Source organism: Pseudomonas sp. B28(2017), assembly GCF_002113025.1.
Taxonomy (GTDB): domain Bacteria; phylum Pseudomonadota; class Gammaproteobacteria; order Pseudomonadales; family Pseudomonadaceae; genus Aquipseudomonas.
In genome coordinates, this window is sequence record NZ_NEJH01000020.1 from 1 (window position 1) to 26,529 (window position 26,529).

At 61.1% G+C, this 26,529-nt stretch carries 21 protein-coding genes and 1 pseudogene; 4 read left to right on the forward strand and 18 right to left on the reverse strand.

Going from position 1 to position 26,529, the window contains the following annotated elements; genetic code table 11:
* Positions 1-216: 216 nt before the first annotated feature.
* The 3 genes from CAF65_RS26955 to CAF65_RS26970 form a co-directional block, all read right to left on the reverse strand.
* The gene (locus CAF65_RS26955) at positions 217-1,212 is read right to left on the reverse strand and encodes a metallophosphoesterase (protein ID WP_256578750.1); all 996 of its coding nucleotides are present in this window, start codon (positions 1,210-1,212) and stop codon (positions 217-219) included.
* A 432-nt stretch (positions 1,213-1,644) separates the two neighbouring features.
* On the reverse strand, positions 1,645-2,478 hold the full coding sequence (locus tag CAF65_RS26965) for a phosphatase PAP2 family protein (protein ID WP_085719027.1): 834 nt from the start codon (positions 2,476-2,478) through the stop codon (positions 1,645-1,647).
* Positions 2,479-2,511: 33 nt separating this feature from the next.
* Positions 2,512-3,183 carry a histidine phosphatase family protein gene (locus tag CAF65_RS26970; RefSeq protein WP_085719028.1) on the reverse strand — a complete coding sequence of 224 codons (672 nt, stop codon included), beginning with the start codon at positions 3,181-3,183 and terminating at the stop codon, positions 2,512-2,514.
* A gap of 394 nt (positions 3,184-3,577) precedes the next feature.
* On the opposite strand from CAF65_RS26970, the pseudogene CAF65_RS29180 reads away from it, so the two are divergent.
* Together CAF65_RS29180 and CAF65_RS29185 are read left to right on the forward strand one after the other, a co-directional pair.
* A pseudogene (locus CAF65_RS29180) lies at positions 3,578-4,504 on the forward strand (methyl-accepting chemotaxis protein); the annotation flags it as partial.
* The gene (locus tag CAF65_RS29185; RefSeq protein ID WP_371919031.1) at positions 4,499-5,362 is read left to right on the forward strand and encodes a methyl-accepting chemotaxis protein; all 864 of its coding nucleotides are present in this window, start codon (positions 4,499-4,501) and stop codon (positions 5,360-5,362) included. The pseudogene CAF65_RS29180 and the gene CAF65_RS29185, both read left to right, overlap by 6 nt.
* Before the next feature lie 175 nt (positions 5,363-5,537).
* On the opposite strand, the gene CAF65_RS26980 is transcribed toward CAF65_RS29185, so the two are convergent.
* The 6 genes from CAF65_RS26980 to CAF65_RS27005 all read right to left on the reverse strand — a co-directional run bounded on the left by CAF65_RS26980 (position 5,538) and on the right by CAF65_RS27005 (position 15,319).
* Positions 5,538-6,911: a DUF1329 domain-containing protein gene (locus CAF65_RS26980; protein WP_085719030.1), complete on the reverse strand. Its 1,374-nt coding sequence runs from the start codon at positions 6,909-6,911 to the stop codon at positions 5,538-5,540.
* A gap of 83 nt (positions 6,912-6,994) precedes the next feature.
* Positions 6,995-8,950 carry a DUF1302 domain-containing protein gene (locus CAF65_RS26985; protein ID WP_178076751.1) on the reverse strand — a complete coding sequence of 652 codons (1,956 nt, stop codon included), beginning with the start codon at positions 8,948-8,950 and terminating at the stop codon, positions 6,995-6,997.
* Between the two features lie 60 nt (positions 8,951-9,010).
* A complete protein-coding gene (locus CAF65_RS26990) occupies positions 9,011-10,300 on the reverse strand; it encodes a phospholipase (protein WP_085719032.1) in 1,290 nt (429 codons plus the stop codon).
* 239 nt (positions 10,301-10,539) lie between these two features.
* A complete protein-coding gene (locus CAF65_RS26995; RefSeq protein ID WP_085719033.1) occupies positions 10,540-12,108 on the reverse strand; it encodes an FGGY-family carbohydrate kinase in 1,569 nt (522 codons plus the stop codon).
* A 20-nt stretch (positions 12,109-12,128) separates the two neighbouring features.
* The gene (locus CAF65_RS27000; protein ID WP_085719034.1) at positions 12,129-13,718 is read right to left on the reverse strand and encodes a glycerol-3-phosphate dehydrogenase/oxidase; all 1,590 of its coding nucleotides are present in this window, start codon (positions 13,716-13,718) and stop codon (positions 12,129-12,131) included.
* 5 nt (positions 13,719-13,723) lie between these two features.
* On the reverse strand, positions 13,724-15,319 hold the full coding sequence (locus CAF65_RS27005; RefSeq protein ID WP_085719035.1) for an FAD-binding oxidoreductase: 1,596 nt from the start codon (positions 15,317-15,319) through the stop codon (positions 13,724-13,726).
* Between the two features lie 209 nt (positions 15,320-15,528).
* Between CAF65_RS27005 and CAF65_RS27010 the strand changes: the two genes are divergently transcribed.
* Complete coding sequence (locus CAF65_RS27010) at positions 15,529-16,557, forward strand: AraC family transcriptional regulator (RefSeq protein WP_085719036.1); 1,029 nt, start codon at positions 15,529-15,531, stop codon at positions 16,555-16,557.
* A 26-nt stretch (positions 16,558-16,583) separates the two neighbouring features.
* Here CAF65_RS27010 and CAF65_RS27015 read toward each other — a convergent pair whose 3' ends face one another.
* From CAF65_RS27015 to CAF65_RS27050, 8 genes are all read right to left on the reverse strand, one after another.
* Positions 16,584-16,952 carry a glyoxalase superfamily protein gene (locus CAF65_RS27015; protein WP_085719037.1) on the reverse strand — a complete coding sequence of 123 codons (369 nt, stop codon included), beginning with the start codon at positions 16,950-16,952 and terminating at the stop codon, positions 16,584-16,586.
* A 143-nt stretch (positions 16,953-17,095) separates the two neighbouring features.
* Complete coding sequence (locus CAF65_RS27020; protein WP_085719038.1) at positions 17,096-18,553, reverse strand: amidohydrolase family protein; 1,458 nt, start codon at positions 18,551-18,553, stop codon at positions 17,096-17,098.
* Position 18,554: 1 nt separating this feature from the next.
* Positions 18,555-19,415 carry a MurR/RpiR family transcriptional regulator gene (locus tag CAF65_RS27025; RefSeq protein ID WP_085719039.1) on the reverse strand — a complete coding sequence of 287 codons (861 nt, stop codon included), beginning with the start codon at positions 19,413-19,415 and terminating at the stop codon, positions 18,555-18,557.
* A gap of 14 nt (positions 19,416-19,429) precedes the next feature.
* Positions 19,430-20,779 carry a GntP family permease gene (locus CAF65_RS27030; RefSeq protein ID WP_085719040.1) on the reverse strand — a complete coding sequence of 450 codons (1,350 nt, stop codon included), beginning with the start codon at positions 20,777-20,779 and terminating at the stop codon, positions 19,430-19,432.
* Positions 20,780-21,000: 221 nt separating this feature from the next.
* Positions 21,001-22,446, reverse strand: coding sequence for a SulP family inorganic anion transporter (locus tag CAF65_RS27035; RefSeq protein WP_085719041.1), 1,446 nt, complete (start codon positions 22,444-22,446; stop codon positions 21,001-21,003).
* A gap of 212 nt (positions 22,447-22,658) precedes the next feature.
* Entirely contained in the window at positions 22,659-23,552 is an 894-nt protein-coding gene (locus tag CAF65_RS27040) for an NAD-dependent epimerase/dehydratase family protein (protein ID WP_085719042.1), read from the reverse strand.
* Between the two features lie 103 nt (positions 23,553-23,655).
* Positions 23,656-24,567 carry a LysR family transcriptional regulator gene (locus CAF65_RS27045; RefSeq protein ID WP_085719043.1) on the reverse strand — a complete coding sequence of 304 codons (912 nt, stop codon included), beginning with the start codon at positions 24,565-24,567 and terminating at the stop codon, positions 23,656-23,658.
* 66 nt (positions 24,568-24,633) lie between these two features.
* Positions 24,634-25,224 (reverse strand): NAD(P)H-dependent oxidoreductase, encoded by a 591-nt coding sequence (locus CAF65_RS27050; RefSeq protein ID WP_085719044.1) that lies wholly within the window; start codon positions 25,222-25,224, stop codon positions 24,634-24,636.
* A gap of 163 nt (positions 25,225-25,387) precedes the next feature.
* Here CAF65_RS27050 and CAF65_RS27055 point away from each other — a divergent pair, with 163 nt between their 5' ends.
* Positions 25,388-25,702, forward strand: a complete 315-nt coding sequence (locus CAF65_RS27055; protein WP_085719065.1) for a putative quinol monooxygenase — start codon at positions 25,388-25,390, stop codon at positions 25,700-25,702.
* On the opposite strand, the gene CAF65_RS27060 is transcribed toward CAF65_RS27055, so the two are convergent.
* A complete protein-coding gene (locus CAF65_RS27060; protein WP_085719045.1) occupies positions 25,677-26,456 on the reverse strand; it encodes a sulfite exporter TauE/SafE family protein in 780 nt (259 codons plus the stop codon). The two genes, CAF65_RS27055 and CAF65_RS27060, sit on opposite strands and share 26 nt — an antisense overlap.
* Between the last annotated feature and the right edge of the window lie 73 nt (positions 26,457-26,529).

Genomic DNA, 26,529 nt, shown 5'->3' on the forward strand with positions numbered 1-26,529 from the left:
TTTGCTTACTTTTTTTTCGACTGAAAAAAGTAAGGCGCCGTAAGGGCGCAAAGGTGATTCAGCGTCACCTCGGCAAATGGATAAGCTCACAACTCACAAAACCAACGCCAACGCCAACGCCAACGCCAATCTTCCCCGGTAATCCGTGATGAACCTTTTTTTGCCTGCAATTTTGTCTGACGACCACTGCTGGTTTTATCCGGCCGACACCGTCCGTCACGGCGCCGCTTGCAGGACACGCCCTTGCGATTGCTCGGGCAGCAAACAGCCTTTGGCCATCCACTGGCAGTCTCTGGCCCAGCGAAAACCGGATTCCAGATCGCCTCGGTCGTTGTAATACCCCAGCCTGAGTTGAGTGGCACTCAGGTCGAGTTTGACAAAACCAGCCCGCGAGGTAGTAAAGGTGCTATTCGGCGTTGGCGTTTGCAGGACATCCAGCTTCTGGCCACCCGCCCCGGAAATCACCCACGCGGGTTCATCTGCACGCAACAGCAATTGCTGGTTGTGATCGTGCCCCGACAAAAGCAGATCGACGTGGTTGCGTTGCAACACTGGCAACAGCCGTGTGACCAGGTCCGACTCCTCGCCATGCTCGCCTTGATTGCGCACCGGATGATGGGACGCGGCTATTCGCCATACCGGAGCCGGTCCGGGTGCCTGATACGCCTGATCGATCAAGTCGATTTGCTGCTGCAGACTTTCACGTGGCGCCGAAGTGTCGAGGAACACCATCCGCACCAATGGCCGCCCGTCGACGTCACCGAAATCCTTGACGTAGAAATTCGCCGGCATCTGCCAGCGACCCGAGCCCCTGTGCTGTTGGCCGTACTCGATCTCGTATTTTTGCGACACCGGATAATCGTGATTACCCAGCACGGCGTAAAACGGCACATGGCTGAGCCAGTGCCCCCAATAGACACGCTCGAATCGGGTTCCCCAACGATAATCGTGGGTACCGGTCAATGGCTTGCCGTAGAAGTTGTCGCCGAGGAAAACCACCATGTCCAGGCGCCCCTCCCGGGCCGCGACACGTTCCATGGCTTGCCCCACTCGCCACTGTTGCAGGTCACCGCTGCCTTGATCGCCCAGGGCGATCAACGACGCCGACGCAGGGTCCAGGCCGCTCAGCGGAACATAGGGTGAAGGCGGCGTGAGCAACCAGTAACTGCCCGCGATCAGCAGTAGCGCGAAGGCAATGCTTGAGCCGAGCACGACCCTTCGGAGCACCAGGCGTTTTGTAAATTTCGAGGGGGGATTTGTGCGATTCAATCAGGGATTCACCGGGCATCGAATGTCAGATTGGTTGGCGAAATGAAGGTCAACTTTCACCCCCAATAGATCACCAGTTGTTCACGCTTCGTTAAGAAATCGTTCCGTGTACTTTTTTCAGCCTTCCTTCACCAGTAGCCAGGAGTCATGTCGCGCCCTGTCCCACTGCTGATTGCACTGTGTTGCCTGCTGTTATTCTTCGCTCTTGGCAACCACCAACTACAAGGCTCCACCGAAGCACGGGTCGCCGGAATTGCCATGGAAATGCAGCTGGATAATGACTCGAACACACTCCCCGAGCTCACTGAAGGTTGCCCCAGGCAACAAAAAACCCGCAGCCCTTTCGGGTTGCAGGTTTTGCTGTTCAAAGCGAACTCAATTCACTGGCTGGGTCTGAGTCGCCGATAGCGGTTGTTGCGCCATTGAAAGCACGGGTTGTTCCAGCCTCGCTCGCCCGTAAAACGCCAGCGCCGTCAGCAAACACGCCAGCCACACAAAGATCCCGGCCCAGAGGGTGTGGGACATGTAGTGCCAGCCTTGCAGCACCCGCGTTGTGCCGTAGATGAAACCGAGGGTCAGCGAGCCGTACATGATCGCCTTGGAATAGCGCCAGCGATAACGGCGAGCCACGAAGTACAACGCCAGCATGGTGAAACCACCCGACGCATGTCCGCCCGGCCAGCAGCGACCGTCACCGGCGACTTTCAGCAGGTCGAAATTTTCATACCACTCGACGTGCTCCATTTTGCCGCCGTACAGGGTGGTCTCGATCGGGCAATACACGCTGGTGTGGCCCTTGAGGTAGTGAATGACCCCGGTACTGATGGAAAACGCGAACACCACATAGAGAAAGTCCCGACGGTGCCGGGTGGCAAAGCGCAGCACCGGTGCGACTTTGATTTTTTCGAGGAATGCGATGATTTTCGTATGTTTTTCCGCCCTCAGACGCGGCCAGAGAAACGACAGCAAGGCACCGATAATCGCAATTTCGCCGGTCCAGTTCGGGATGATCCGTGCCCATTTGTGGGTGATTTTTTCGAACAGATGGACCTGATCCAGAGGGTATGTCTGCGTCACCGGATCAAAAAAGTAATTGTTGAAGGCGATGTCGATTGTGGTCATGTCGAACATCAGGAACACCACGACCGCGCAGGCCAGCGGAATACCGAAATTCACCCAGTAAAAGCGGTAGCGAGAAGCGGTCAGCATTGTGAATCCTGATTGAAAAAGAGGATGGAAAACTCAATGAGTGCTCACCGAGCTCCAGTCAGAAGCCTCGATGAAACCCAGCATGCGCGGAGTCTGAGGGGTTTCGGCGGAAATAAACAGCGAGGCGCCATAACCCAGTGTCGAAGGCGGTAACTTCAGGTCTTTTTCCAGTTGCTCCATGCACTCGCTGTGGGTCACCAGAACCAGGTTACGTCCGGCTACCTTGTGCGCAAGCGCGTCGCGCAGCATGGTGCCCTTGCAAATGATCAGCCAGTCCTCCCCCGTGCCAACCTTGTTGAACATGAAGTTGGCGGTCTGTGCCGTGCGCAGGATCGGGCTGTTGTAGATATCGGCCTTGTCCAGGCCAAGGCGTTTGAACTGTGCCCCGAGGCTCTCGGCAACACTGCGAGAGCGCTCGGTAATGCCATCGTTGCCAACCAGGCAAGGCGCCGAGGAGTGATCGCAGCGCTCGACATGGCGCACCAGCACGATCACATCGCCCTTGGCCCATCCCGCCATCAAAGCCTGTGCACCGGCCACATTGCCGTGAGCCAGGTCCGGCGCAGTGGCGGGACGCAGCAAAAACACGGTCAGCGGGACAACCAGCAGCGCCGAGGCCAACACCACCGCAGCGTTGCGATAACGGGCGAAGCGGTTCAGATCGATCGAGCGTTTTATCCCGAAAAGACTCAGTCTTAATTCCACATCAAGCCGCCTCGCCGGCACGGACCACCTCATTAGATCCCGAAAGGTTAAGGACACGTGCGTTGCCGGCGGGTGAAAGACATGTGAAAAAAAGCTTAAAACGCTGCAAAAACCTTGTTACAGAATCCGCCGCACAAAAACCTTTCAGCTCCCGGGATTGCTGCCGATACATCTTGCTTACACAGCTTGGCGGCCCCCAAAAAAAACAATCTTCCAGCCAACCGACGAAATAGAAGCACTACGTTCCTGGAGGAATTTGATGAATAGCTGGTTCGGCAACATCAGCGTGAACCTGAAACTGGGCCTGGGATTTGGCCTGGTGCTGGCACTGACCTGCGTCCTCGCCCTGACCGGCTGGACCAGCCTGGGCGGGTTGATCGACCGCAGCAACTGGATGAGCGACATCACCCAGCTCAACGCCGGCCTGACCAAGCTGCGCGTGGTTCGCCTGCAATACATGCTGACCAACGGCGATGAAACCGCCGCGCAGAGCGTGCAGACCACCCTCGACGCCTTCTCGGCCCAGCAACAGGCCCTGCTGGCGAAGTTCAAGAGCCCGGAAAACCTCAAGCTGCTCCGAGAGCAAAGTGCCGTCATCGACGCCTACAAGGTGTCCCTCGGCAAAATGCGCAACGCTTATCGCGCCGGCAACAGTGCCCGCGACGCCATGAGTGCCAACGCCGAAACCGCCAACACACTGATCAATGACATCACTTCCCGCGTTCAGCAAATGCCGCTGAGCGACCAGCGCTTTGAACAGTTCCAGGCCATTACTGCTGCCAGGGAAGCGTTTCTGCTGGCCCGCTACGAAGTGCGCGGCTACACCGCCAGTACCAATGCCGAGACCGAGCAAAAAGCGCTCGGCCAACTGGACGCCGCCATTGCCAGCCTGAAACCGCTGAACGCGCATTTCGCCGATACCCAGCAAGACGCCCTGCGTCAGCTGGAGGCAGCACTGGGCAACTACCGCAGCGCCTTGCAGGCCTACAAGGCCGCCAGCAATGACGCGGTGCAAGCGCGCAAGGAAATGACCGATCAGGGCACCGCCATCGTCTCCCAAAGCGATCAGCTGTATCAGATCCAGCTCGACCGTCGTGACGCCGAAAGCGCCCGGGCGCGCACCTTGCAGTTGGTCAGCACCTTGCTGGCGTTGCTGGTGGGCGTCATTGCCGCCGTGCTCATCACTCGCCAGATCACCCGTCCACTGCGCGAAACCCTGGCGGTGGTCGACCGCATCGCCAGCGGTGACCTGACCCAGAACGTGCTGGTCACCCGCCGCGACGAGCTCGGCGTGTTGCAGCAAGGTATCGCACGCATGGGCGTGACCCTGCGTGACTTGATCAGCGGCATCCGCGACGGCGTGACCCAGATCGCCAGCGCCGCCGAAGAGCTGTCGGCCGTGACCGAGCAGACCAGCGCCGGGGTCAACAGCCAGAAAGTCGAGACCGATCAGGTCGCGACCGCCATGCACGAAATGACCGCCACCGTGCAAGAAGTCGCGCGCAACGCCGAAGAGGCCTCGCAAGCCGCTGCGGCGGCGGACGGCGAAGCCCGTGAAGGCGACAAGGTGGTCAACGAAGCCATCGCCCAGATCGAGCGCCTGGCCAGCGAAGTGGTGCGTTCCACTGAAGCCATGAGCGTGCTGCAACAGGAAAGCGACAAGATCGGCAGCGTCATGGACGTGATCAAGGCCGTGGCCGAGCAGACCAACCTGCTGGCGCTCAACGCCGCCATCGAAGCGGCCCGCGCCGGGGAAGCCGGCCGTGGTTTTGCGGTGGTAGCCGACGAGGTCCGTGGCCTGGCCCAGCGCACGCAGAAATCCACCGAGGAAATCGAAGGCCTGGTCGCCGGCCTGCAGAACGGCACGCAACAAGTGTCGGCCGTGATGAACAGCAGCCGCACCCTCACCGACAGCAGCGTGGCCCTGACCCGCAAGGCTGGCGAGTCACTGGAGAACATCACCCGCACGGTGTCCAACATCCAGTCGATGAACCAGCAGATCGCTGCCGCTGCCGAACAGCAAAGCGCGGTAGCCGAAGAGATCAGCCGCAGCATCATCAACGTGCGCGACGTATCCGAACAGACCGCTGCGGCGAGCGATGAGACCGCCAAGTCCAGCGTTGAGCTGGCGCGCCTGGGTGGTCAACTGCAGCAGATGGTGAGCCACTTCCGCGTGTAACCGTACACCTGCGGTGATTGAAAGACCCATTCGTCGGATCGCCGCCCGGGGCAAGCCCGCTCCCACAGGTAGAGAGTCGAACACAGAATCTGTGAACGACGCAAAACCCTGTGGGAGCGAGCTTGCTCGCGATGGCGATCTCACAGACTGCATCTGAAAGGGTGTGCTGCGCGACTTACCGCGTGCCGCGCTGGCGCAATGCCGACGGCATGAAGTACGCGTCTTCCGGCACCGGTTGGGCGAAGTCCACGGTGGTCGGCTCTTCGTTGTCCAGGTTCTGCACGTAGTAACGACGCGCCTGCAAGTCATGGAAGACGTCCAGCGCACTCCAGGTGGTGGGCAGGTCGTAGAAGTTTTTCAGGTAGGCCATCGACACCCGCCACAAATCCCCTCGTCCATCATATTGATCCACCAATGCGGCGCCCCAACTGTCCTCGTCCAGAAACAGCACGCGCCTGGAGTAGATATGCCGCGCGCCCGGCTTGAGCGTGCCTTCGACCACCCAGACCCGATGCAGCTCATAACGGGTGAACTGCGGGTTGAGGTGGCCCGGTGCGAGCAACTGCGCGTACTTCACCTCAGGGCTGCCGACTTTGTAATTGTTATAGGGAATGTAGACCTCTTGCTTGCCCTTGAGCTTCCAGTCGTAGCGATCCGGCGAGCCGTTGAACAGGTCGGTGTCGTCCGCCGTGCGCAGGCCGTCGGAAGAGGCGATCGGGGTGTCATACGCGAGGTTCGGCGCCCGACGCACGCGGCGTTGGCCCGCGTCGTAGACCCAGGCCTGACGCGGGTCCTTGAGCTGGTCCAGGGTCTCGTGAACCAACGCCGCACCGCCAGCCAGCCGGGCCGGGCTCTTCACGAACGCCAGGTAGTAAAACAGGATGTTTTTCAGGTCAGCAAACTGCCCGCCCGGACGGTAATAGTTGAAGAACCCCTCCTGCTGCGAGGTCACAAGCGCGAAGCTGCCGTTACGTTGTACCGGCGCTTCGGAGGCACGCCGGACCACATAGATGCCGCGATAACGGGTGATGTGGTTCCACAGCACCTCGATCCCGTCCTTGGGCACCGGGAACGGCACACCGCCGTAGGCATCGGCGAAACCGGTCCCGCCATCGAGCAGCTTGGCCGAGGTCGCATTTTTCAAGGTGTTGTCATACAGCCACTGCGGCGCCGAACCAGAGCGGCGAGAGGGATAGACCGGCATCTGGAAGGTGTCGGGGTAGCTGTTGAACAGTGCGATCTGACCCGGGCTGAGGTGGGCCTTGTACTGATCGAGGTTGGCCTTGGTGATGGTGAACAGCGGCTTGTCCGTCGCATACGGGTCCAGATGATGCTGACCGGGCTTGTAGCCCGCCGGCGCCTGGGTGATGCCGCCGTTCCAGGCCGGTATGGTCCCGGCGGCGTTGCCGGCACGTTCGGCTCCCAGCGGCGTCAGCGTGGTTTTCAATTGCTCGGCCAGTTGGGGCGTGACCGCGGCCAGCGCACTGCCGGCGGCCAGGCTCAGGAACAGCGCCAGTGTGGTCTTGGTCAGTCTTGAAGTGTGAAACATGATCGTTCTCCGAATTAAAGGCAGCAGGCCTGCAACGCACAGCAGGCTCGCTCCCACAGGCGCTACATCTGTGTTCTGGGTAATCAAAGGAAGTACTTGAGGTTGAAGCCGACGTTGTCGCGGTCACGCAGACCGTTGTCCTGCCCACCGCCATAGAACTCGGTGTATTGCAGCTCGGCCTCCAGCTTGTTCTGGTAGTTGGCCTTGATCCCCAGGGTGTAGGCCTTGCGTCCCTCGATGACGTTGCCCGCCTGATAGCTGTTGCCCTCGAAGTCATCCTTGTAGACGACATAAGGCGAGACGTTGACGCCGGCATACACGTCGTTCCAGGTGCCGTTGAGCATCGCGGTGTAGCTGTAGGAGTTGCGGTTGACCTGGTCGCTGCGCTCGCCGCCGGACACATAGGAAAAGTTACCGGTGCCAGCGAAGTAACGAGTACTGCCGTCAAAAGCGGTGTATTGCAGACTGCTGCCGCGCAGGTGCTCGGACGCCAGTTCGAATACGCCGAACATCGAGTCGAATGACAGGCTCGGGCCAAAGTTGTAAATGGTGCCGATGGAGGTGTTGAACGCTTCCACCCGCTCGGCGTTATTGATCTGACTGGCGAGCGTGACCTGCTGCCCGCCAATGTTGATGGTCTGGCCGGCCGCCGCTGCGGCAGCGCCATTGGCCAGGTCGCCGATCAGGTCGTTGGTGGCGGCGATCCCGATGGGCAGGTTCGGCCGATAAGCCACTTCACCGAATACCGACGCCTGGCCCAGGGTGGTGTTGAAACTGAAGCCGTACATGCGGATGTCTTCGGCGTAGCGCCGATGCGCCTGGATATTGCCCAGCACATCCACGGTCGCCAGGCCGTTGGCCAGTTGCCCCGCCTGACTGCCGGCGACACCGGTCAACAGGTTGGTCAGGGCATTCATGTCGATGCCCTTGTACCCTCCCAGATCGGCGGAAATGGTCGGTTCCTTGGCGTGGTAGTTGACCATGTACAACCCGAATTCGGTGCTGTTGAGTTCTTCGGCGATGTAGCGAAAAGCGAAACCGAACTGGCCGTCGTTGCGCGCGTTGAAATCCTTGCCGACCGAGGCCACCTTGACGGTGTTGCCAAAGGCAGGGGTGACCCCGCCGGCGTACAGGCCGGTGGTCCTCAGGGCCTGGTTGAATACCGGGTTGTTGCCCAGCGCGCTGTACAGACCGATCACGTTGCCGAAGCCAGGTACCGGGGTGTCCAGCGCGGTACCGGTAAAGTTGTTGTAGGCGGTGTTGCCGCCGTCGGCGAACAGGTCCGTCTGCGAGTAGAAAGTGCCGACCGGGTCGATACGGGTTTCCTTCCAGTTGGTCTGGTAAAAGCTTTCCATGGTCAGGGTGTCGGTCAAGCCGATGTTGAAGCTGAGCGCTTCCACCGGTACCAGCACTTCCTTGACTTCGGCCCCGGGCAATCGGTACTTGGCCGCATCCACCGGGTTGGTGGTGTTGATCCCGCCACGGTAGAAAATCCCCTCGCCCCAGTTGAATACCTGGCGCCCTATCCGTGCCGTGACCGGCATCTGCGCGACGTCCCAATTGCCATAGAGGTAGGCGTCGAGCATCTCCACCCGGCTGCCGGCGATATCGCGGGTCTGGCTGGTGAAATGGTCATCCTGCGGGAAACTCTGACTGGGTTGCGACGGGTTGTTGTTGCGGTAGTAATCGTTGCGCTTGTCCATCAGTTGGGTGTCATAGAACGCGGTGCCGCGCACGAACATCCCGTAGTTCTGATAGTTGGCCTCGAGCTCCGAGGTGATCTTGTACACCTCGGAAACCAGCCCGGTGTCGAAGTTGCGATTGCCGTCGTTGGTGTTGACGTCGTCGTTGTTCTTGTCCCGGCCCTGGACCCGCCACAGGCGACCATAAGACAAGGTACTGTCGAATGAACCGGTGATCTGATTGTCCAGCACACTGAACTCCCCGGCCTGCACGACGTCGACCGCGCACAGCTGCAGCAGCCCTGCCAGACTGGCGCCGGGAAGCACCGCGCCAGACAGGCGAAATCGAGTCCTCATGATCTGTTCCCCTTTCCCTGGTTTTATTGTTTTTGTGTTCTGGCAATGTGGCTGCGATGGCTATGGCGCCAATCCCGCTGTGGCATAAATCCGACTGTGCGCACCGAAATGTCCCAGCAGTTTGAACAACTGCCGGTTGAGTGCCGGATGGTCGAAATCTTCGCGCTGCAGCTGATTACCGCTGCTGAAATCGCTGGTGATCGGCGCTGTGTCCAGCCACTGGCCGATGGCTTCATCAAACGCTGCGGATTCGTCGACAGACTCGGCACTCACCACTTCACGCAGGTAGTCCACCGAGTACGGCGGGTAATGGGCGTCCTGGGCAGAATCGGCATAAGCGTCAAGCATCGGATGGGGCTGCCCCGCGCGCAGCAAACGACGCAGCCAGGCCGACTGATACTTCTCCACTTCCATGTGCCGGGTCGCAACGCGTTCGATGGACGCCTGCTTATCGGCAGCGAAACCGGCCAGTGCCTTGCCTTCCAACAGAAGAAGATTGGCAAGGTCGACGCCGGGCAATGGCTTGGCGTGATAAGGCTGGGTCAGATCCTGAATGTGGTGCAGGCCCCAGCCGAGAAAGCGATAGCCCCAGTAAGAATGGCCGCTGGCAAAGGCCAGTCGCGCCAAACCCAGGTATTGATAGGCGCGCCAGTCGGGCCAACTGCGCTCGAGAAATCCGGCAGCGGCGTACACCACCGGGCTCTCATGGAAGAAGCCCATATGGAACGGCGCCTGGGAGCTGTACTGAAACCGGGCGTCACCGAAGGGCTGAGGGCCGAAGCCGTACAACTCGCCGACTTCGCCGGGGTTGTCGCTGAACAGGTTGATGTCGTGGCCGTAATCAGGCTCATCGGCTGCGCTGGCCAACACGGCCAGGGGCGCGACTTGTTCGTGTTCGGTTATGCGGATGAAGCGCTGACGATTCCATGGCGAGAGCGTCTGCTCGACCATGACCTGTTCGGCCTTGAGGTGTTCACGCTCGGGCAGATCCTTGCCGGGCAGCGGCTGAATGACCATCGCCAGATGAATTTGCGGATTGATCCGCAGCGCGGTGAGGAAGTCGTGGCGCAGATTGTCCCCAGGTACGGCTGGCAATTTCAGGCTGTCGGGGCGCGGTGGGTACTGGGCGAAATGCTCGCGGGCAAAGCGTTCCTGCTCATCGAGCAGCGCGCTCACGGCTTGATATTGCTGCGCGAGAAACTGCTCCAGTGGCTCGACTTCGACCGGTGGCGCATCGCGCAACGCCGGCAGGCCCTGCAACGCCAGGTAACTGCCCACCGTATGGTTGGACCAGCCCCACGCTGTCGGGGCCGTTGCACAAAGCAGCAACAGGAGGAATGTCAGCTTCATTGCTTTTGGTTCTTATTGGATGTGCAGTGGGGGTTGAGCCTAACAACCGCCCCTGCCCCTGACACTGTCCAATCTCACCAGAAAAGTTCTCCGATAGCGCCACGCCTCGGTGCAAAAAACACCACGGACCAATGTGGGAGCGAGCCTGCTCGCGAAGACGGCGGGACAGTCAAAAAGGAGGTAACTGACACTCCGCTTTCGCGAGCAGGCTCGCTCCCACAGGGTTCCCGGGTGTTTTCCTATGCCGGGTAACCGGTAATTTTACGGATGCTTTGGTACAACGGCTTGAGCTGTCGATACATGCGCAGGTAGACCTCCTTGTACAGTCGCTCATAGATCTGCTGCGCCTCGGGTTGCGGCATGAATACCGCACCGACCCGAGTCATGGCGGCCATCGCCGTGGGGAAATCCGCGTACAGCCCCAGCCCCACCGAGCAGCAAATGGCCGCGCCCAGGCCGGATGCTTCGTAGACATGCGGACGCTCGGCCGGCAGGCCGAAAATGTTCGCCGTGAGTTGCATCGCGGCATCACTCTGGGAGCCACCACCGGCGACGCGCAAGCGCGTGATGGAGACCCTCGAACGTTTCTCGATCTTCTCCATACCCTGACGCAAGGCATACGCCAGGCCTTCGAGGATCGCCCGGTAAATGTGCGCGCGGGTATGCACGTCGCCGAAGCCGATCATCGCGCCCTTGGCTTCCACCCCCGGCTCGCGGATGCCGGGCGACCAGTAGGGTTGCAGCATCAACCCCATGGAGCCCGGCGGCACGGCGTCGACCAGTGCATCGAAGAGTTGCTCAGGCTCCACGCCCTGGGCTTTGGCCTGCTGCATTTCCCGCAGGCCGAACTCGTTCTTGAACCAGCTGACCATCCAGTAGCCGCGATAGATCATTACCTCGCAGTTGAATTGATCCGGCACCGCCGACGGGTAAGGCGGAATCAACGGGACGATTTCCAGGTAGCGCGAGCGGGTGCTGGTGATCGTTGCCGTGGTGCCGTAGGAAAGGCACACGGTGCCGGCGTCGACGACGCCGGCACCCACGACTTCGCAGGCCTTGTCGGCACCCGCGGCGATCAGCGGCAGCCCCTCGGGAATGCCGGTGTGGCGGCTGGCCTCGGCGCTGATGTAGCCGAGGGTTTCACCAGGCTTGTGCAGGCTCGGCAGTTGCTCGGGACGCACCGCCAGTGCCTGCCATTTCCAGTCGGCGGGCGCGGCCCAGCGCAAGCGCTTGAAGTCGAACGGCAGGTAACCGACGCAACAGCCTACGGAATCGACAAAGCGCCCGCACAGGCGATGGGTGAGAAACCCCGAAAGCAGCAAAAATTTGTCGGTCGCAGCCCACACTTCCGGCTGGTTACGAGCGATCCAGTTGGCCTCGGCCTGGGCGCGAAAGTAGTCCACCGTGGCTTGCGCGCCGACCAGTTTGAACAGCCAGCCCCACGGCCCCTTGATACCGCCTTCGACTTCGGCCTGGCGTTGATCGAGCCACAGGATCGCCGGACGCAGCGCCCTGCCTTGGGCATCGACATTGATCACCGTGCCGCGCTGGGTGGTCAGGGATACACCGGCAATCCGTGAACGATCGATGCCGGTTTGCTGCCACAACTGCTGGCAGGCCTCACCCAGTTTTGCCCAGTAATACTCCGGGTCCTGCTCGGCCCAGCCGGGTTGAGTCGAGTAGTAGGCCTGCAACTCGACCTTGCCTTTGCCCAGCAGATTGCCCTGCAGGTCGAAGAGCAGCGCGCGCACGCTCTGGGTGCCATTGTCGATGGCCAACAGGTAACGCTTGTTCGGGTGGTTATCCATGGAGCTCTCTTCAGTGGGCATCAATGCGCGGCATCCGGCAAACCATGATGGCGCTGCCACAACACCAGGTAGCGCTGCTGCTCCTGCTGCCAACGCTCATCGTCCCAGCCCAGCCGCGGCTGGCAGAGTCGACGAATCGCCGGCCAATAATCTTCGGCGCCTCGAGGCAGCAACAAGCCCAGGCGGGTGCGGCGCAGCAACAGGTCATCCAGGTGCAGGACCATTTCCGTATCGCAGGCAACTGCCAGCTCCGCCCACAAGGTGTCAGTGCCACCGACGGTGTCATGGCCCAGTTCCGCGATCAGTTTCGCCAGCCTCGGCAAGTCACGGCCATGCCGCCCGGCCAGGCGCCGCCACCGGTTGGCGCTGAGCCCCGGAACCGCCAGCGGCGGCACGACGGCGAACACCGGCGCGGCGGCGTCATTGAAGGGCCGGTCGAGCATGCTCGCGCAGGCCTTGAGCACCTCGATCGCCTGCGGGCGAAAGGTGGTCAGCTTGCCGCCGGCCAGGGTCACGCAACCCGGTTCCTGCCACAGCACATGCTCACGGGTTTCATTCGAGGGCTTGAGTTCACCCGCAGCGCTGCCCACCACCGGGCGCACTCCCGACCAGGTCGACAGCACATCGGCAGCGACCACCTCGGCCTGGGGGAACTGTTGACTGCAGGCAGCTAGCAGATAGTCGAGTTCATCAATGCTGATGCTCGCGCTCTGGTCCAGATCGCCGTGATGATCGAGGTCCGTGGTACCGACCACCGTGGCCCCCTCCCAAGGGAAAACGAACACCGGTCGACGGTCGCGCTCGTGCAGAAAGGTAAAGGCTTGCGCCACTGGCAGACGCCAGCCCGGCAACAGCAAATGACTGCCACGCAACGGGCGCAACTGGCGAGGAGCATCGGGCGGGCGCAAGCGCTCGGCCCACGCGCCGGTGGCCACGGCCAGCACACCACAACGCAATGTCAGTAGTCCGCCACCCTCGCAGTCCTCGACCTGAACGCCGCAAACGCGCCCCTCTTCACGCAGCAATTGCTGCACGCGCACACCGTTGAGCACCACGGCGCCGTCGGCCCGGCCCTCACTCAATACGCGCATCACCAAGCGGGCATCATCAGTCAGCGCATCGACAAAACAGGTGCCGCCCAGCAGGTCATCTTCCTTCACCCCAGGCGCCAGATAACGCAGTTGTTGCGCGTCATGGAAGCGATGGCTGCGCCGCCCGGCCAATGCGTCATAGACCGACAGCAAACCACCCAGCACCCGCGGCCCGGGAAAACCGCCACGGTAATGCGGCATCATGAAACTCATTGGTTCCACCAGCCCCGGTGCTTCGTCGAGCAGGCGCTGGCGCTCGCGGACCGAATCGCGGGTCAGGCGCCACTGGCCCCTGGCGATGTAACGCAGGCCGCCATGGACCATTTTCGAGGAACGACTGGAGGTGCCCCAGGCGAAATCGCGCTGTTCCAGCAGCAGGCAACGCCACCCTCGGCGCGCGGCTTCGCGCAGGATACCGGCGCCGCTGATGCCGCCGCCGATGACGATCAGGTCCCAGGTTTCATCCGCCAGCGTCGGCAGCACCTGCTGTCGCCACGCCGCGTTCCAGTCCAGGCTCATGGCCGTCACTCCTGCAACAGCGTGCCAGGGTTCAGTCGCCCGGCCGGATCAAAATGCCGACTCAGTGCCTGCAGGGTTTCCATCGCCAGCGCGCCCTTCTCTCGTCGCAGGTACGGCGCGTGGTCCTTGCCCACGCCATGCTGGTGACTGATGGTGCCGTGGTTGTCGACGATGGTCTGGCTGGCCGCTTGCTTGAGTGCCTGCCAGCGGGCCAGGGTCGCGGGGTAGTCCGCCGCCGGGCGAAACACATAGGTGGTGTAGATGCTCGATCCTTCGCCGTAGACATGGGAAAGGTGGGTGAAGACATGCACCCGTTCGCCGTCGGCAGCCAAGGCGTCGCGCAGGCTGTTTTCGACAAGCGTGAGGAGGTTATCGACGTTGCTCCAGTCCGTGGCCGTTTCCAGGGTGTCCACCACATAACCGGCGTTCCACAGGTTTTCGCGCAGGTAGGGAAAACGAAAACGGTTCTGCGCCCACTTCTTGCCAAGCAAGGTGCCGGTAAACACCCCGCCGAACGTCTTGAGGTGCTGCCGGGCCTGACGCAAGGACAGCGCATTTTGCCGACGATTTCCGGTCACGCCGAACGTCAGCAGGCATTTGCCCTCACCTGCGCCGCGCATGGCCAGGTACTTTTCCAGCCAGGCGATCTGCTGCGGGTGACCGGCCAGCGCCAGCTGGGTCTCGGTTTCCACCGCATTGGACAGGCGCAGCATCGACAGCGGTACGCGCGCCTGGACCAACTGGCGGATGGCTTGCAATGCCCTGGACCAATCGGGCAAAAACACCCCATAGAAACGTTCATCGGCGGGCAGTGCGCTGACCCGTACCTTCACCTCGGAAATGATCCCGAAACGACCCTCGCAGCCCAACACCACCTCGCGCAGATCAGGGCCGGCCGCCGAGGCCGGGAAGGAGGGAATCTCCAATGGGCCGGCAAAGGTTTCCAACGTCCCGCCGGCGAACAATTGCTCGATTCGCCCATAGCGCAACGACTGCTGGCCACTGGAGCGGCTGGCAACCCAACCGCCCAGGGTCGACAGTTCCCACGACTGCGGAAAATGCCCCAGGGTGTAACCACGGGCGCGTAGCTGACTTTCCACCTGCGGTCCGCTGGTACCGGGGCCGAAGGTGGCCATCAAACTCTCTTCGTCGAGGTCCAGCAGGCGATTCATGCGGGCCAGGGAAACCGTCACCACCGGCCGCGCGGAACTCGGTGGATTGATGTGACCGGCCACCGAGGTGCCGCCGCCATAAGGAATCAGGCACAGGTCCTGTTCATGGGCGAGCAGCAGTAATCGGCGAATCTGTTCAGCGCTCGTGGGATAGGCCACGGCGTCGGGATAATTACCCAGCGCGCCTTCACGCAACGCCAGCCAGTCCGGCAGACTCTGCCCCCGGGCATGCAGCAAACGATCATGGGCATCTACGCTGTACAAGAAGTGTTGCTGCAACCGCGACGGGGGCACGCGGGCCAATGCCGTCTCAAGCGTCGCATCGGGCAGCGCTCGACCGTCACCCACCCGCTTGGCGAGAAAACTCGCGCCCTGGGCCGGCAGTTCGACCACCGTGGTTGCATCTCCCCAGCCGTTCCAGCGTCGCATGCGTGTGTCCTTTTGCGGTTCTGATCAGTGATATTTCAGGCCCCCATACTAGTCAGCCGCCGGAAAGTGTCACGGTCGCATCCGGCCAGTTCGAGTAGCCAATTGAGTCAAACGTCGCGCAAGCGTCAGCCATTTACTTTAGCCGTGGTTTCAAATTACCTTTCAGGGCATTCATCCGCGCACGCGGGCCTTGATCAAAGGAAACGATCATGCAATCCCTGGGCTTCACTTCAGTTCCGCCGCTGCTCAAATACCTGCGTCATGCCGAACAACTGGGCATGGCCATCGAGCCTGCATTGGCGGCTGCCGGGTTGCAGGCGCAGCAGTTGAGTGACAACAGCCTGCGGTTGCCGGGTGAAGCCCATGAACGGCTGCTCGATTATTTCTGCGAACACTCGGGCGATTCGCTGTTCGGTCTCAACGCCGCGCGTTTTGTGTTGCCCAACTCCTGGAGCGTGCTGGGTTACATCACCATGAACTGCGCGACATTGGGCGACGCCATGAGCCGCATCATGCCGTTCGAGAAGCTGGTGGGAGACATGGGCGTCAGCCGTGCCGAGGTGCAGGACAGCAACGTGCACCTGATCTGGACATGCCGCCATCAACGCCCGCGAATTCGCCGGCACCTGGTGGAAAACGTGCTCGGTTCCTGGCTGCAATACGCGCGCTGGATCGCCGACACGCATATGTCGCCGGCCGCCGTCTGGCTGGAACATGCACGTCCGGCCGACACGACGCTGGCACAGTACGAGCAGTTCTTCGACTGTCCGGTACTGTTCGACCAGCCTTATTCGGCGCTGATTGTCCCGTTGCCGTATTTGCAATTGCCTTTGCGCCAGGCCGATGCGCAATTGCTGCGCACACTGGAAGAACATGCCCAGGGATTGATGGCCACACTGGAGGATGCATCGCTGGAACAGCGGGTCAAAAGCATCCTGCGCCAGTTGCTCAAGGAAGGTCTGCCACGCAAGGAGCAGGTGGCCGAGCATCTCGCCGTGTCGGTGCGCACGCTGCAACGCCAACTGCATCAGGCCGGTACGTCGTACCAGCAGATCCTCGATGAGTTGCGCCAGGAGCTGGCCGAGCATTACCTGCTCAACAGCACCCTGCCGATTCAGGACATCGCCCAGTACCTGGGTTTCACCGAACCCCGCTCGTTTCACCGCACGTTCAAAAGCCGGCGCGGGATGCCACCCGGCGAGTTTCGCCAAACCCACCGGGTGCCGAACGAAGGCTGAAGGCTTAAGTCTGAGGGGCTGAAAGCTCAGAGGCTGATCGCGTTGGTGAACACCAACCGATTGCCGAACGGGTCGGCGATGGTCATGTCCTGGCTGCCCCACGGCATGGCCTGAATCTGTAGATGGGAAAAGCTGTATTCCCTGGCCAACAGCTGCTGTTGAAACGTCTCCAGCTCATCCGTCTCAATCCGCAGCGCAGAACCCGGCGTACTGTCGCCATGGTGCTCGGACAAGTGCAGCACACATTCGCCACGGGAGATTTGCAGGTACAGCGGGAAATTCGCTTCGAATTTATGCTGCCAATCGATCTTGAAACCGAGGAAGTCGACGTAGAACTCCACTGCCTTGGCTTCGTCGAAAATACGCAGGACCGGAGTGGTTTTGCCGAAGCTCATCGGATTGCTCCCTGCAGGAGCGAGCCTGCTCGCGCCTACATGATTGAACAGCATTAGGTTGTCGTGTTTGGTATCAGTCCTTCGGCCCGAAAGTGCCATTCTTTAATTTCAAAGTGCCATCATTGTGATGCAGTCCTCGAAACTCACTCGAACCCCGTCCGCAAATCCCCTTCCCGAGCCAGGAACCGTCCTTCCCTGCGCCCGTTGGCCTGGCCCTCGCGGTAACTCAACACACCGTTGACCCATACGCCCTCGATGCCTTGCGCCGCCCGCTGTGGATCGTTGAAATCGGCGACATCGCGGATAGTTGCCGGATCGAACAACACCAGGTCCGCCCAATGACCTTCACGGATTTCACCGCGCTCCTTCAAACCGAAGCGTGCCGCCGACAGCCCGGTCATTTTGTGCACGGCGGTGTGCAGCGGAAACAGTCCTACGTCACGGCTGAAATGTCCGAGCACCCGGGGGAATGCGCCCCACAAACGTGGGTGTGGGAACGGGTCTTCCGGCAAGCCATCCGAGCCGACCATCGACAGTGGATGCGCGAGGATTCTGCGCACGTCGGCCTCATCCATTCCGTAGTACACCGCACCGGCCGGTTGCAGTTGGCGAGCGGCCTCCAGCAACGACACATTCCATTCGGCGGCGATGTCCATCAGGTCACGGCCGCCCATCTCCGGATGCGGTGTCGACCAGGTGATGGTGATGCGGTGGGCATCGGTCACCTGCTTGAGGTCCAGGGTCGATGAGCTCGCGGCGTAGGGATAACAGTCGCAACCGACCGGGTGGGTCTTCGCCGCCTGTTCGAGGGATGCCAGCAACTGCGGACTACGCCCCCAGTTACCGGCACCGGCGCATTTGAGGTGGGAAATGATCACCGGGCTTTGTGCATGGCGACCAATCCGGAACGCCTCGTCCATGGCCTCCAGCACCGGTTCGAACTCGCTGCGCAAATGGGTGGTGTAGACCGCTCCGAATGCCGTCAATTCTTCGGTCAGCTGCATCACTTCATCGGTCGATGCCGAGAAGGCGCTGGCATAGGCAAGGCCGGTGGACAAGCCCAAGGCGCCAGCTTCGAGGCTTTCGCGCAGTTGCTCGCGCATCGCGCTGATTTCATCGGCCGTGGCGGTGCGAAACAGGTCGTCCAGATGATTGCTGCGCAACGCCGTATGGCCGACCAGCGCGGCAACGTTCAAGGTGGTATTCGCCGCTTCGACCGCCGTGCGGTACTCGCGGAAGGTCGGATAAACGAACGCCGCGGCCGTGCCGAGCAGGTTCATCGGATCCGGCGGATCGCCGCGCAAACTCACCGGCGACGCACTGATCCCGCAGTTGCCGACGATCACCGTGGTCACGCCCTGGCTGAGCTTGGGCAGCATCTGCGGCTGACGAATCACCACGGTGTCGTCATGGGTGTGCACGTCGATGAAGCCCGGCGCCAGCACCTGGCCCGCGGCGTCGATTTCTTCGTTTGCATGGGCATCGCGCAAATCGCCGATACGCTCGATGCGCCCATTGAGAATGGCCACGTCGGCGGGATAACCGGGGCTGTTGCTGCCGTCGATGATCAGGGCGTTGTGAATCAGCGTGTCGTACTGCATGTCAGTCTCCCAGCGGCAAGTGATCGTCGCCGCCGCGGTATTCGTCGAGGGCGAGTTTGATCCGCCGCAGACGTTCTTGATTGTCTTCAGGATTGGCCAGGGCCAGCTCGGTGGCGAGCACATCGATGGCCAGCAGCATGCCGTAGCGCGCTGCCGTGGGTTTGTAGATGAACGAGGTTTCGGCACTTTGCAGGGGCAGGACGATGTCAGCCAGTTGCGCCAGCGGTGAACCCGCGAGCGTAATGGCCAGAATACGGGCGCCATAGTTGCGCGCCAGCTCCACCGTTTCGATCAGCTCCGGGGTGATCCCGGTCAGCGAGCAGACAATCACCACCTGTTCAGCACTGAGGCTGGCGGCGGTGACGCGCATCATCACCGCATCGTGACACGCCGTAATCGGATAGCCGAGGCGCACCAGACGCACTTGCAGTTCGTCGCTGCACAGGGTCGAGCAGCCGCCCATGCCGAAAGCGTGAATCATCCGCGCCTTGCCCAGCAGTTTCACCGCATCGGCGAAGCGCGATTCATCGAACGCCGCCAGGTGCTGGCGCAAGGTCGATTCGATGTCACTCACGATCTGCCCGTAGAACGCCGACTGCTCGGGCGTGCCCGCCGGGTCGAGAAACCGGCTACCGACGCCGCTGGCCTGGGCCAGTTGCAAACGCAAGTCGCGCAAGTCCCGACAGCCGACCGTGCGGGCGAAACGCGACAGCGTGGCGGTGCTGACCTCTGCCCGCAGCGCCAGTTCATCGAGGCTGGCGGAGGCGGCAAATCCTACGTCGTCGAGCATCAGGCGGGCGATACGTCCTTCACCGGCGCTGAAGGAATCCTGACGGGCACGAATCTGGTAGAGGATGTCCATGCGGGTGACTCCGGCTAAATCAGATGAGAAAGGCCAACGGTCAGTCCGAAGGCAACGACCGAGATCAACGTCTCGAGCACGGTCCAGGTCTTGAAGGTTTGGGCAACGGTCATGTTGAAGTATTCCTTGATCAACCAGAAACCGCCGTCGTTAACGTGGGAAAAGATAACCGACCCGGCGCCGGTCGCCAGCACCAGCAACTCCGGATGGGGATAACCCAGACCAATGGCCACGGGTGCGACCACACCTGAAGCGGTCGTCATGGCCACAGTGGCAGAACCGGTGGCGATGCGCATCAGCGCGGCAAACAGCCAGCCCATCAACAGCGGCGACAGATGAAATTCGTGGGCCAGACCAACGATCTGGTCGGTGACGCCAGCGTCCACCAGAATCCGGTTCAAGCCACCACCGGCCCCCACCAGCAACGTAATGCTCGCAGTCGGCGCCAGGCACTCGTTGGTGAATTTAAGAATCGATTCACGGTTGAAGCCCTGCGCCAGGCCGAGGGTCCAGAAGCTCAGCAAAGTAGCCAGCAACAGCGCGATCACCGAGTTACCGATGAACAACAGGAACTGATTGAAGCCACTGCCCGGCGTGGAAATCAGATTGGCCCAGCCGCCGATCAGCATCAGCACCACCGGCAACAGGACGGTCGCCATGGTGATGCCGAAGCCCGGCAGGCTGTCGCGGGGTTCACGCTCCAGGAACTGACGCTCCAGCGGGTTTTCCGCCGGCAATTGAATACGCGGCACGATGAATTTGGCGTACAGGGGACCTGCAATGATCGCGGTCGGAATGCCGATCAGGATCGCGTACAGCAACGTCTGCCCCACCGATGCCTGATACACCTGCACCGCCAGCATCGCCGCCGGGTGCGGCGGCACCAGCGCATGCACCACCGAGAGCCCGGCGACCATGGGCAAGCCGACCATCAGGATCGATACACCCACGCGCCGCGCCACGGTAAAGGCAATCGGCACCAGCAAGACGAAACCGACTTCGAAGAACAGCGGCAGCCCGACCAGAAACGCGATGCACACCATCGCCCAATGCGCGTTCTTCTCGCCAAAACGGTCGATCAGTGTGCGTGCCATCTGCTCGGCGCCACCGGACTCGGCCATCATCTTGCCGAGCATGGTCCCCAGCGCCACCACCAGCGCGATGTGTCCCAGGGTTTTGCCAACACCCGCCTCGTACGCCCCCACCACACCGGACGGCGGCATCCCGGCGACCAGCGCCAGGCCAAGGGAAATCAGGGTGATGACAATGAACGGATTGAGCCGGTAACGAGCGATCAGAACGATCAGCGCGATGATGGCAACGGCGGCATACACCAGCAGCCAATAGCCGAAGGACGGGGTCATGCGGTACTCCTCGAGAGGGTCACGTCGAAATATTTGTGAAACTCTTAAAACATTTCGACAGGTGATTTTCAAACGAGGTGAAAGTAATTTTCGTTCACGGGTAAGGGGTGTCGTACAGAGACATGGCGTGTCGCGAATTATGAAAGTCGACCGCACGAATTTTCATCGCCGAAAGACAGATCGTTCCCACGCTCAGGGTGGGAACAATCGAATGGCTGAGCTCAGTCGTGCTGCATCCGGGCGCGCTTGAGCAGTTTCTTGCAGCGCTCGGACAAATGCAGCACGCGCAAGTGCTTGCCAGCCTTGGCGTAGCGCTCGCGCAAGGTACCCAGCGCAGCGATGGCCGAGTAATCGACAAAACTCAGGTGACGACAATCCAGAGTCACTTGCACCGGGTCATTGGCCGGATCGAACTGATTGAGAAAGGGTGTGGTCGAGGCGAAGAACAGCGTGCCATGCAGCCGATACAGCTTGCTGCCGTCGTTCTCCAGATGACTGTCGGCATACAGCTGGCGGGCCTGCTGCCAGGCAAAGTTCAGCGCCGCAATGATGATGCCGCAGAGCACCGCAATGGCCAGATCGGTGAACACGGTAATCACCGTCACCGCGATGATCACCAGCACGTCGTTCAGCGGCACTTTGTTCAGCACCCGCAACGAGGCCCAGGCGAAGGTCTGTTGCGACACCACGAACATCACCCCGACCAGCGCGGCCAATGGAATGCGCTCGATCAGCGGCGACAGAAACAGGATGAACAGCAGGATCGACACCCCGGCCACCGCCCCGGAGACGCGCCCGCGCCCGCCGGAACTGAGGTTGATCATGGTCTGACCGATCATGGCGCAACCGCCCATGCCACCGAACGCACCGGACACCACATTCGCCACCCCCAGCGCCACGCACTCGCGATCCGGGTAACCACGGCTCTCGGTGATTTCGTCGGTGAGGTTCAGGGTCAACAGGGTTTCCAGCAACCCGACCAGCGCCATCAGAATCGCGTAGGGCGCGATGATCCGCAGGGTGTCCGGATTCCATGGGATGTCCGGCAGCGCCAGCGTCGGCAAGCCGCCGGCAATGTGCGCCATATCGCCCAGGGTGCGGGTCGGCAGGCCAAGCAGATACACCGCCAGGCCCACACCGAGAATCGCCACCAGCGCCGGCGGCACCGTACGGGTCAGGCGCGGCAGCACATAGACAACGGCCATGGTCACCGCCACCAGCCCGAGCATCATGTACAGCGGCGTACCGCTCAACCAGGCCTCACCGTTCTTGAAGTGCTCCAGTTGCGCCAGGGCAATGACGATCGCCAGGCCGTTGACGAAGCCGAGCATCACCGGGTAGGGCACCATGCGCACCAGTTTGCCGAGCCTGAGCAGCCCGAACGCGATCATGATCAGTCCGCCCAGCAGCACCGTGGCCAGCAAATACTGCACGCCGTGTTGCACCACCAGCGCGACGATCACCACGGCCATCGAGCCCGCCGCACCGGACACCATGCCTGGTCGCCCGCCAAATAGCGCGGTCAGGGTGCAGATGATGAATGCTCCATAGAGCCCCATCAGCGGATTGAGATGCGCCACCAGCGCGAAAGCGATGCACTCGGGCAACAGGGCGAAGGAGGTGGTAAGTCCGGCCAGGACATCGGCGCGTAGACGTTTTGCTTTCATGGGGGGGACCGCACACTGGGAGAGACGAAAAAAGAGTGTGCGAATGTTACGGAATCAGGGGCGGCCCGGCCAGTTAATGGGCTGCTGAAACAGCTTCGCGAGCAGGCTCGCTCCCACATTTGATCTACACCGGTCACAGAATTTGTGTACGACGCAAATCCCTTGTGGGAGCGAGCCTGCTCGCGATGGAAGCAACTCGGTCTAAAGCGAACTCACACCATCTCGGTGCGAATCCACTCGATCACCGACGTGCGCTTCGGCACCCAGCCCAGCAGCTCCCGCGCCTGCTTGCCGCGCACCCGGCTGTTGGAGCCCAGGCCATAGTTGGCCATTTCATAGCCCCACTCGGCTTCGGCGTCCTTGAGCGGCCAGTCTTGCGGCTCGCCAAGGTTCAGCGCCTGGGCCATGGCCGTGGTCATGTCGATGAACGACGCTTCACCGCTTTCGACGAAGTAGAACGTGCCGGGGACATTTTCAGTCAGCGCCAGCAGATACAGCGCCACCACGTCCTCGATGTGCACGTTGGACCAGATGTTCCGGCCCGGGCCGACATGACGCACAACACCGCTTTTTCGCGCCTGTTTGAGCAGGCGCGGCAGTTGCACGCTGTCACGATGGACGCCCAGGCTGTGACCGTAGATCAGGGTGTTGCAGATCACCGCCGAGTTCACCCCGTCCATGGCCGCCGCCAGGATCAGGTTGTCGATGGCCACTCGCGCCGCCTTGTCGACGGTCGGCTCCGGCAGGTTGTCTTCGAAGTAGATGACATCGCTGGATTTACCGCCTGAGGCATCACCGACAATGCTCGAACCGCTGGTATGCAGGAACACTTTGCCGGCACCGCGCAAGGCATCGAGCAATGCTTCCACCGCACCACGATGATCGCTGCTGGCGGCGTTGATCACCGCGTCGGCAGCCAGCGCCTGATCGGCCAACAGGGCGGAGTCGTCGAGGGTGCCGATCACCGGTGTGATGCCCAGTGCACGCAGTTCATCCGCTTGTTCGGCGCTACGTACCAGGCCGGTGACGTTGTGGCCGGCCTGGACCAGGCCCGTGGCGATGGAACCGCCGATAAAACCGGCAGCGCCGGTAACGAAAACATTCATGGAGAAACTCCCTGCGTTGATAAGTGATGCAAGGAGTATCCAGCAGCTATTCCTGGCGAAAAATCCCTGCCGGCCCAATTCACTCTTGCGCAGGAATCACGAATCAACCCTTGAAGTCTGCGCTCGCGTAATCCGCCAGCTTGCCCTGGATAAAGTCCAGGAAGCATTGAATCCGCAGGGCCAGTTGCGAGTTGCGGTAGTACACCGCGTTGATCGGCTGGCGATAGCCGCTGTTGAACTCGGCCAACAAGACTTTCAAGCGTCCGGCACGAATGTCTTCGATGGTCATGAAATGCGACAGGCTGGCGATACCCTGGCCGTCCAGTGCCAGATGGCGGATGGTCTCACCGCTGGAAGCACTGATCGATGCCTGGATCGGCCAGCGATCGCCATGCACGTAACGCAGCGGCCATTGGTTGAGGCCTTCGTTCTGGGTGAACCCCAGCAGCGTATGGTTGGCCAGGTCAGCCACGGCTGTCGGTGTGCCGTGCTTTTCCAGGTAGGCGGGGCTGGCGACGATGTGCAGCGGGCTGCAACCCAGGGAGCGGGCATGCAGGGTCGAATCGCTCAGGGTGCCGATGCGAATGGCGATGTCGGTGCTCTGTTCCAGCAGGTCGATGATCAAGTCATTACTGTTGAGTTCGAGCTGGATGTCGGGGTAGAGCCGGCGGAATTCATCGATGTAGGGCACGATGGCGTGCAGCATGAACGGTGATGCCGCGTTGATGCGCAAACGCCCGGACGGCGTTTGCTGGCGTGAGGACAGGCGTTCTTCGAGTTCGTCCATCTGATCGAGAATCCGCTTGGCGTGCTCGAAGAAGTACTTGCCCTCTTCGGTCAGGTCCATGCGCCGCGTGGTGCGATTGATCAGCGTGGTGTCGAGTTTGGCCTCCAGCCGCGACAGCGTACGACTGACCGCCGAAGGCGTTTGCCCGACCTGCTCGGCCGCCGCAGAAATCGACCCGCATTCAATCACGCAGACGAATACCTGCAATTCATCGGATCTGGCTTTCACGGATGTCCTCTTTTGCGAATCGGCGCGGCGATCTTCCTGGCCGTTGCATCGGATAGTAGCCGAGCGCTACGCCTTGAGGCCAAACACCTCAGTCAAATGCTGCGCATAGCGTGCCACGTCGCCTTCGATGTTCGGGTGTTTCATTACGTCCACACACAGGAAGGTCGGCAAACCGGTCATGCCAAGGAACTCGTTGGCCTTGTGGAACGGGAAGTACACCGCGTCCACACCCTTGGCTTCGAAGAAATCGCTCGGGTCGTCGAAGGCTTGCTGCGGGGCGTTCCAGGTTAGCGACAGCATGTACTGTTTGCCATGAATCAGGCCACCGCTGCCGTACTTCTGCGAGGCATCGGAACGGGTGCGACCGTCGCTGGCATAGAGGCTGCCATGGCCTTCGGTGAAGACTTCGTCGATGTACTTCTTCACAGTCCACGGCGCGCCCATCCACCAGCCGGGCATCTGGTAAATGATCACGTCGGCCCAGAGAAACTTGGCCACTTCTTCGGCGATGTCGTAGCCCTCGTCGATGAAGGTGGTTTTGACATCCACGCCACCGCGATCCAGCACGCTCAACGCGGTTTCATGCAGGGTGGTGTTGTAGCGACCATCGGAGTGCGCGAATTTTTTGCCGCCATTGAGCAACAGGACTTTTCTCATGGAAGGTCTCGGGAAGGGTCAGGAATTCGATGGCGGCAGAGTACCGACCGGCTTCGCGCGGAATAAGCATCGATTTGGCAAAAATCATTTGACCCAAAAGCATGAATCAACAGGCGATTGTTGCCTTAGACTGGCGCCAGTTCTGACTTGATGAGAGATGTACATGAGTGGAATTCAGGGCTTCATCCTGCACGCCAAGACCCGCCCGGAAAAATCCGACGCCTTCGAAGCGTTTTTCAGCCGCTACGTGGAAGCGAGCCGAGCCGAACCCGGTTGCATCGAATACCACATGTTGCGCGACAAACAGGACCCGACCCTGTTCATCTTCTACGAGATCTGGCAATCCCAGGCCCACCTCGACGTGCACTCGAACCTGCCGCACATGAAGCAGTTCCTCGAACAGCGCGATGAATACCTGGAACAGGACTTCGAAATCCGTGCCATCGAGATGATCAGCCCGTCGTCCGCCAGCCGCTGATCAGCAAATGGCCACCGAGCAAGCCCAGGCCAATGAAGAACACACGCTTGAACCACAGGGCGCTGATCCGCTGGCGCAGCGATTGCCCCAGCCACATGCCGAGCATTGCCGGGATCAGCGCCAGCAGCGACGCGCTCAACTCACCCCCACCGAGAGCGCCGAGCCATAGCAACCCACCGGCCAGGGCCAGGGTCGAGACGGTGAACGACAGGCCCAGCGCCTGCACCAGCTCGTCCTTGCTCAAACCCAGCGCTTGCAGATAAGGCACCGCCGGAATCACGAACACGCCGGTGGCCGAAGTGATGACACCGGTCAGCACGCCACACAATGGCCCAAGCCAGCGTTCGCTGCGCCGCCCCACGCACAAAGTCGGCAGGAACAAACCGCTCAACGCATACAGCAACAATGCCGCCCCCAGCCCCCGCACCACCCAATGGCCACCACTCATGCCGATCCACAGCGTGCCCGTCCCGGTACCGAAAAAAATCGCCAGCAGCATTGGCCACAGCCGTTTGACCAGCCCCGACAGATGCCCGCCGAATGCCAGTTGCCAGACATTGGTGAGGGTCGCCGGAATGATCAACAGCGCCGCAGCCTGCGTCGGAGCCATAGCCAGACCGAGCAGGCCCATGGCAACGGTCGGCAGGCCGAGACCGATCACGCCCTTGATCATACCGGCCAGCACAAAGGTACCGATAACCAACAGTGAAAGGGCCAATCCGAGATTCTGATAAAACGCCGAGAGTGTGTTCATGGGGCTATGGTGAGCCCTCATGGGCTGGTTGAAAATCTGCCATATACTGAGGCTGCCTCTTGCCTTGACAGAG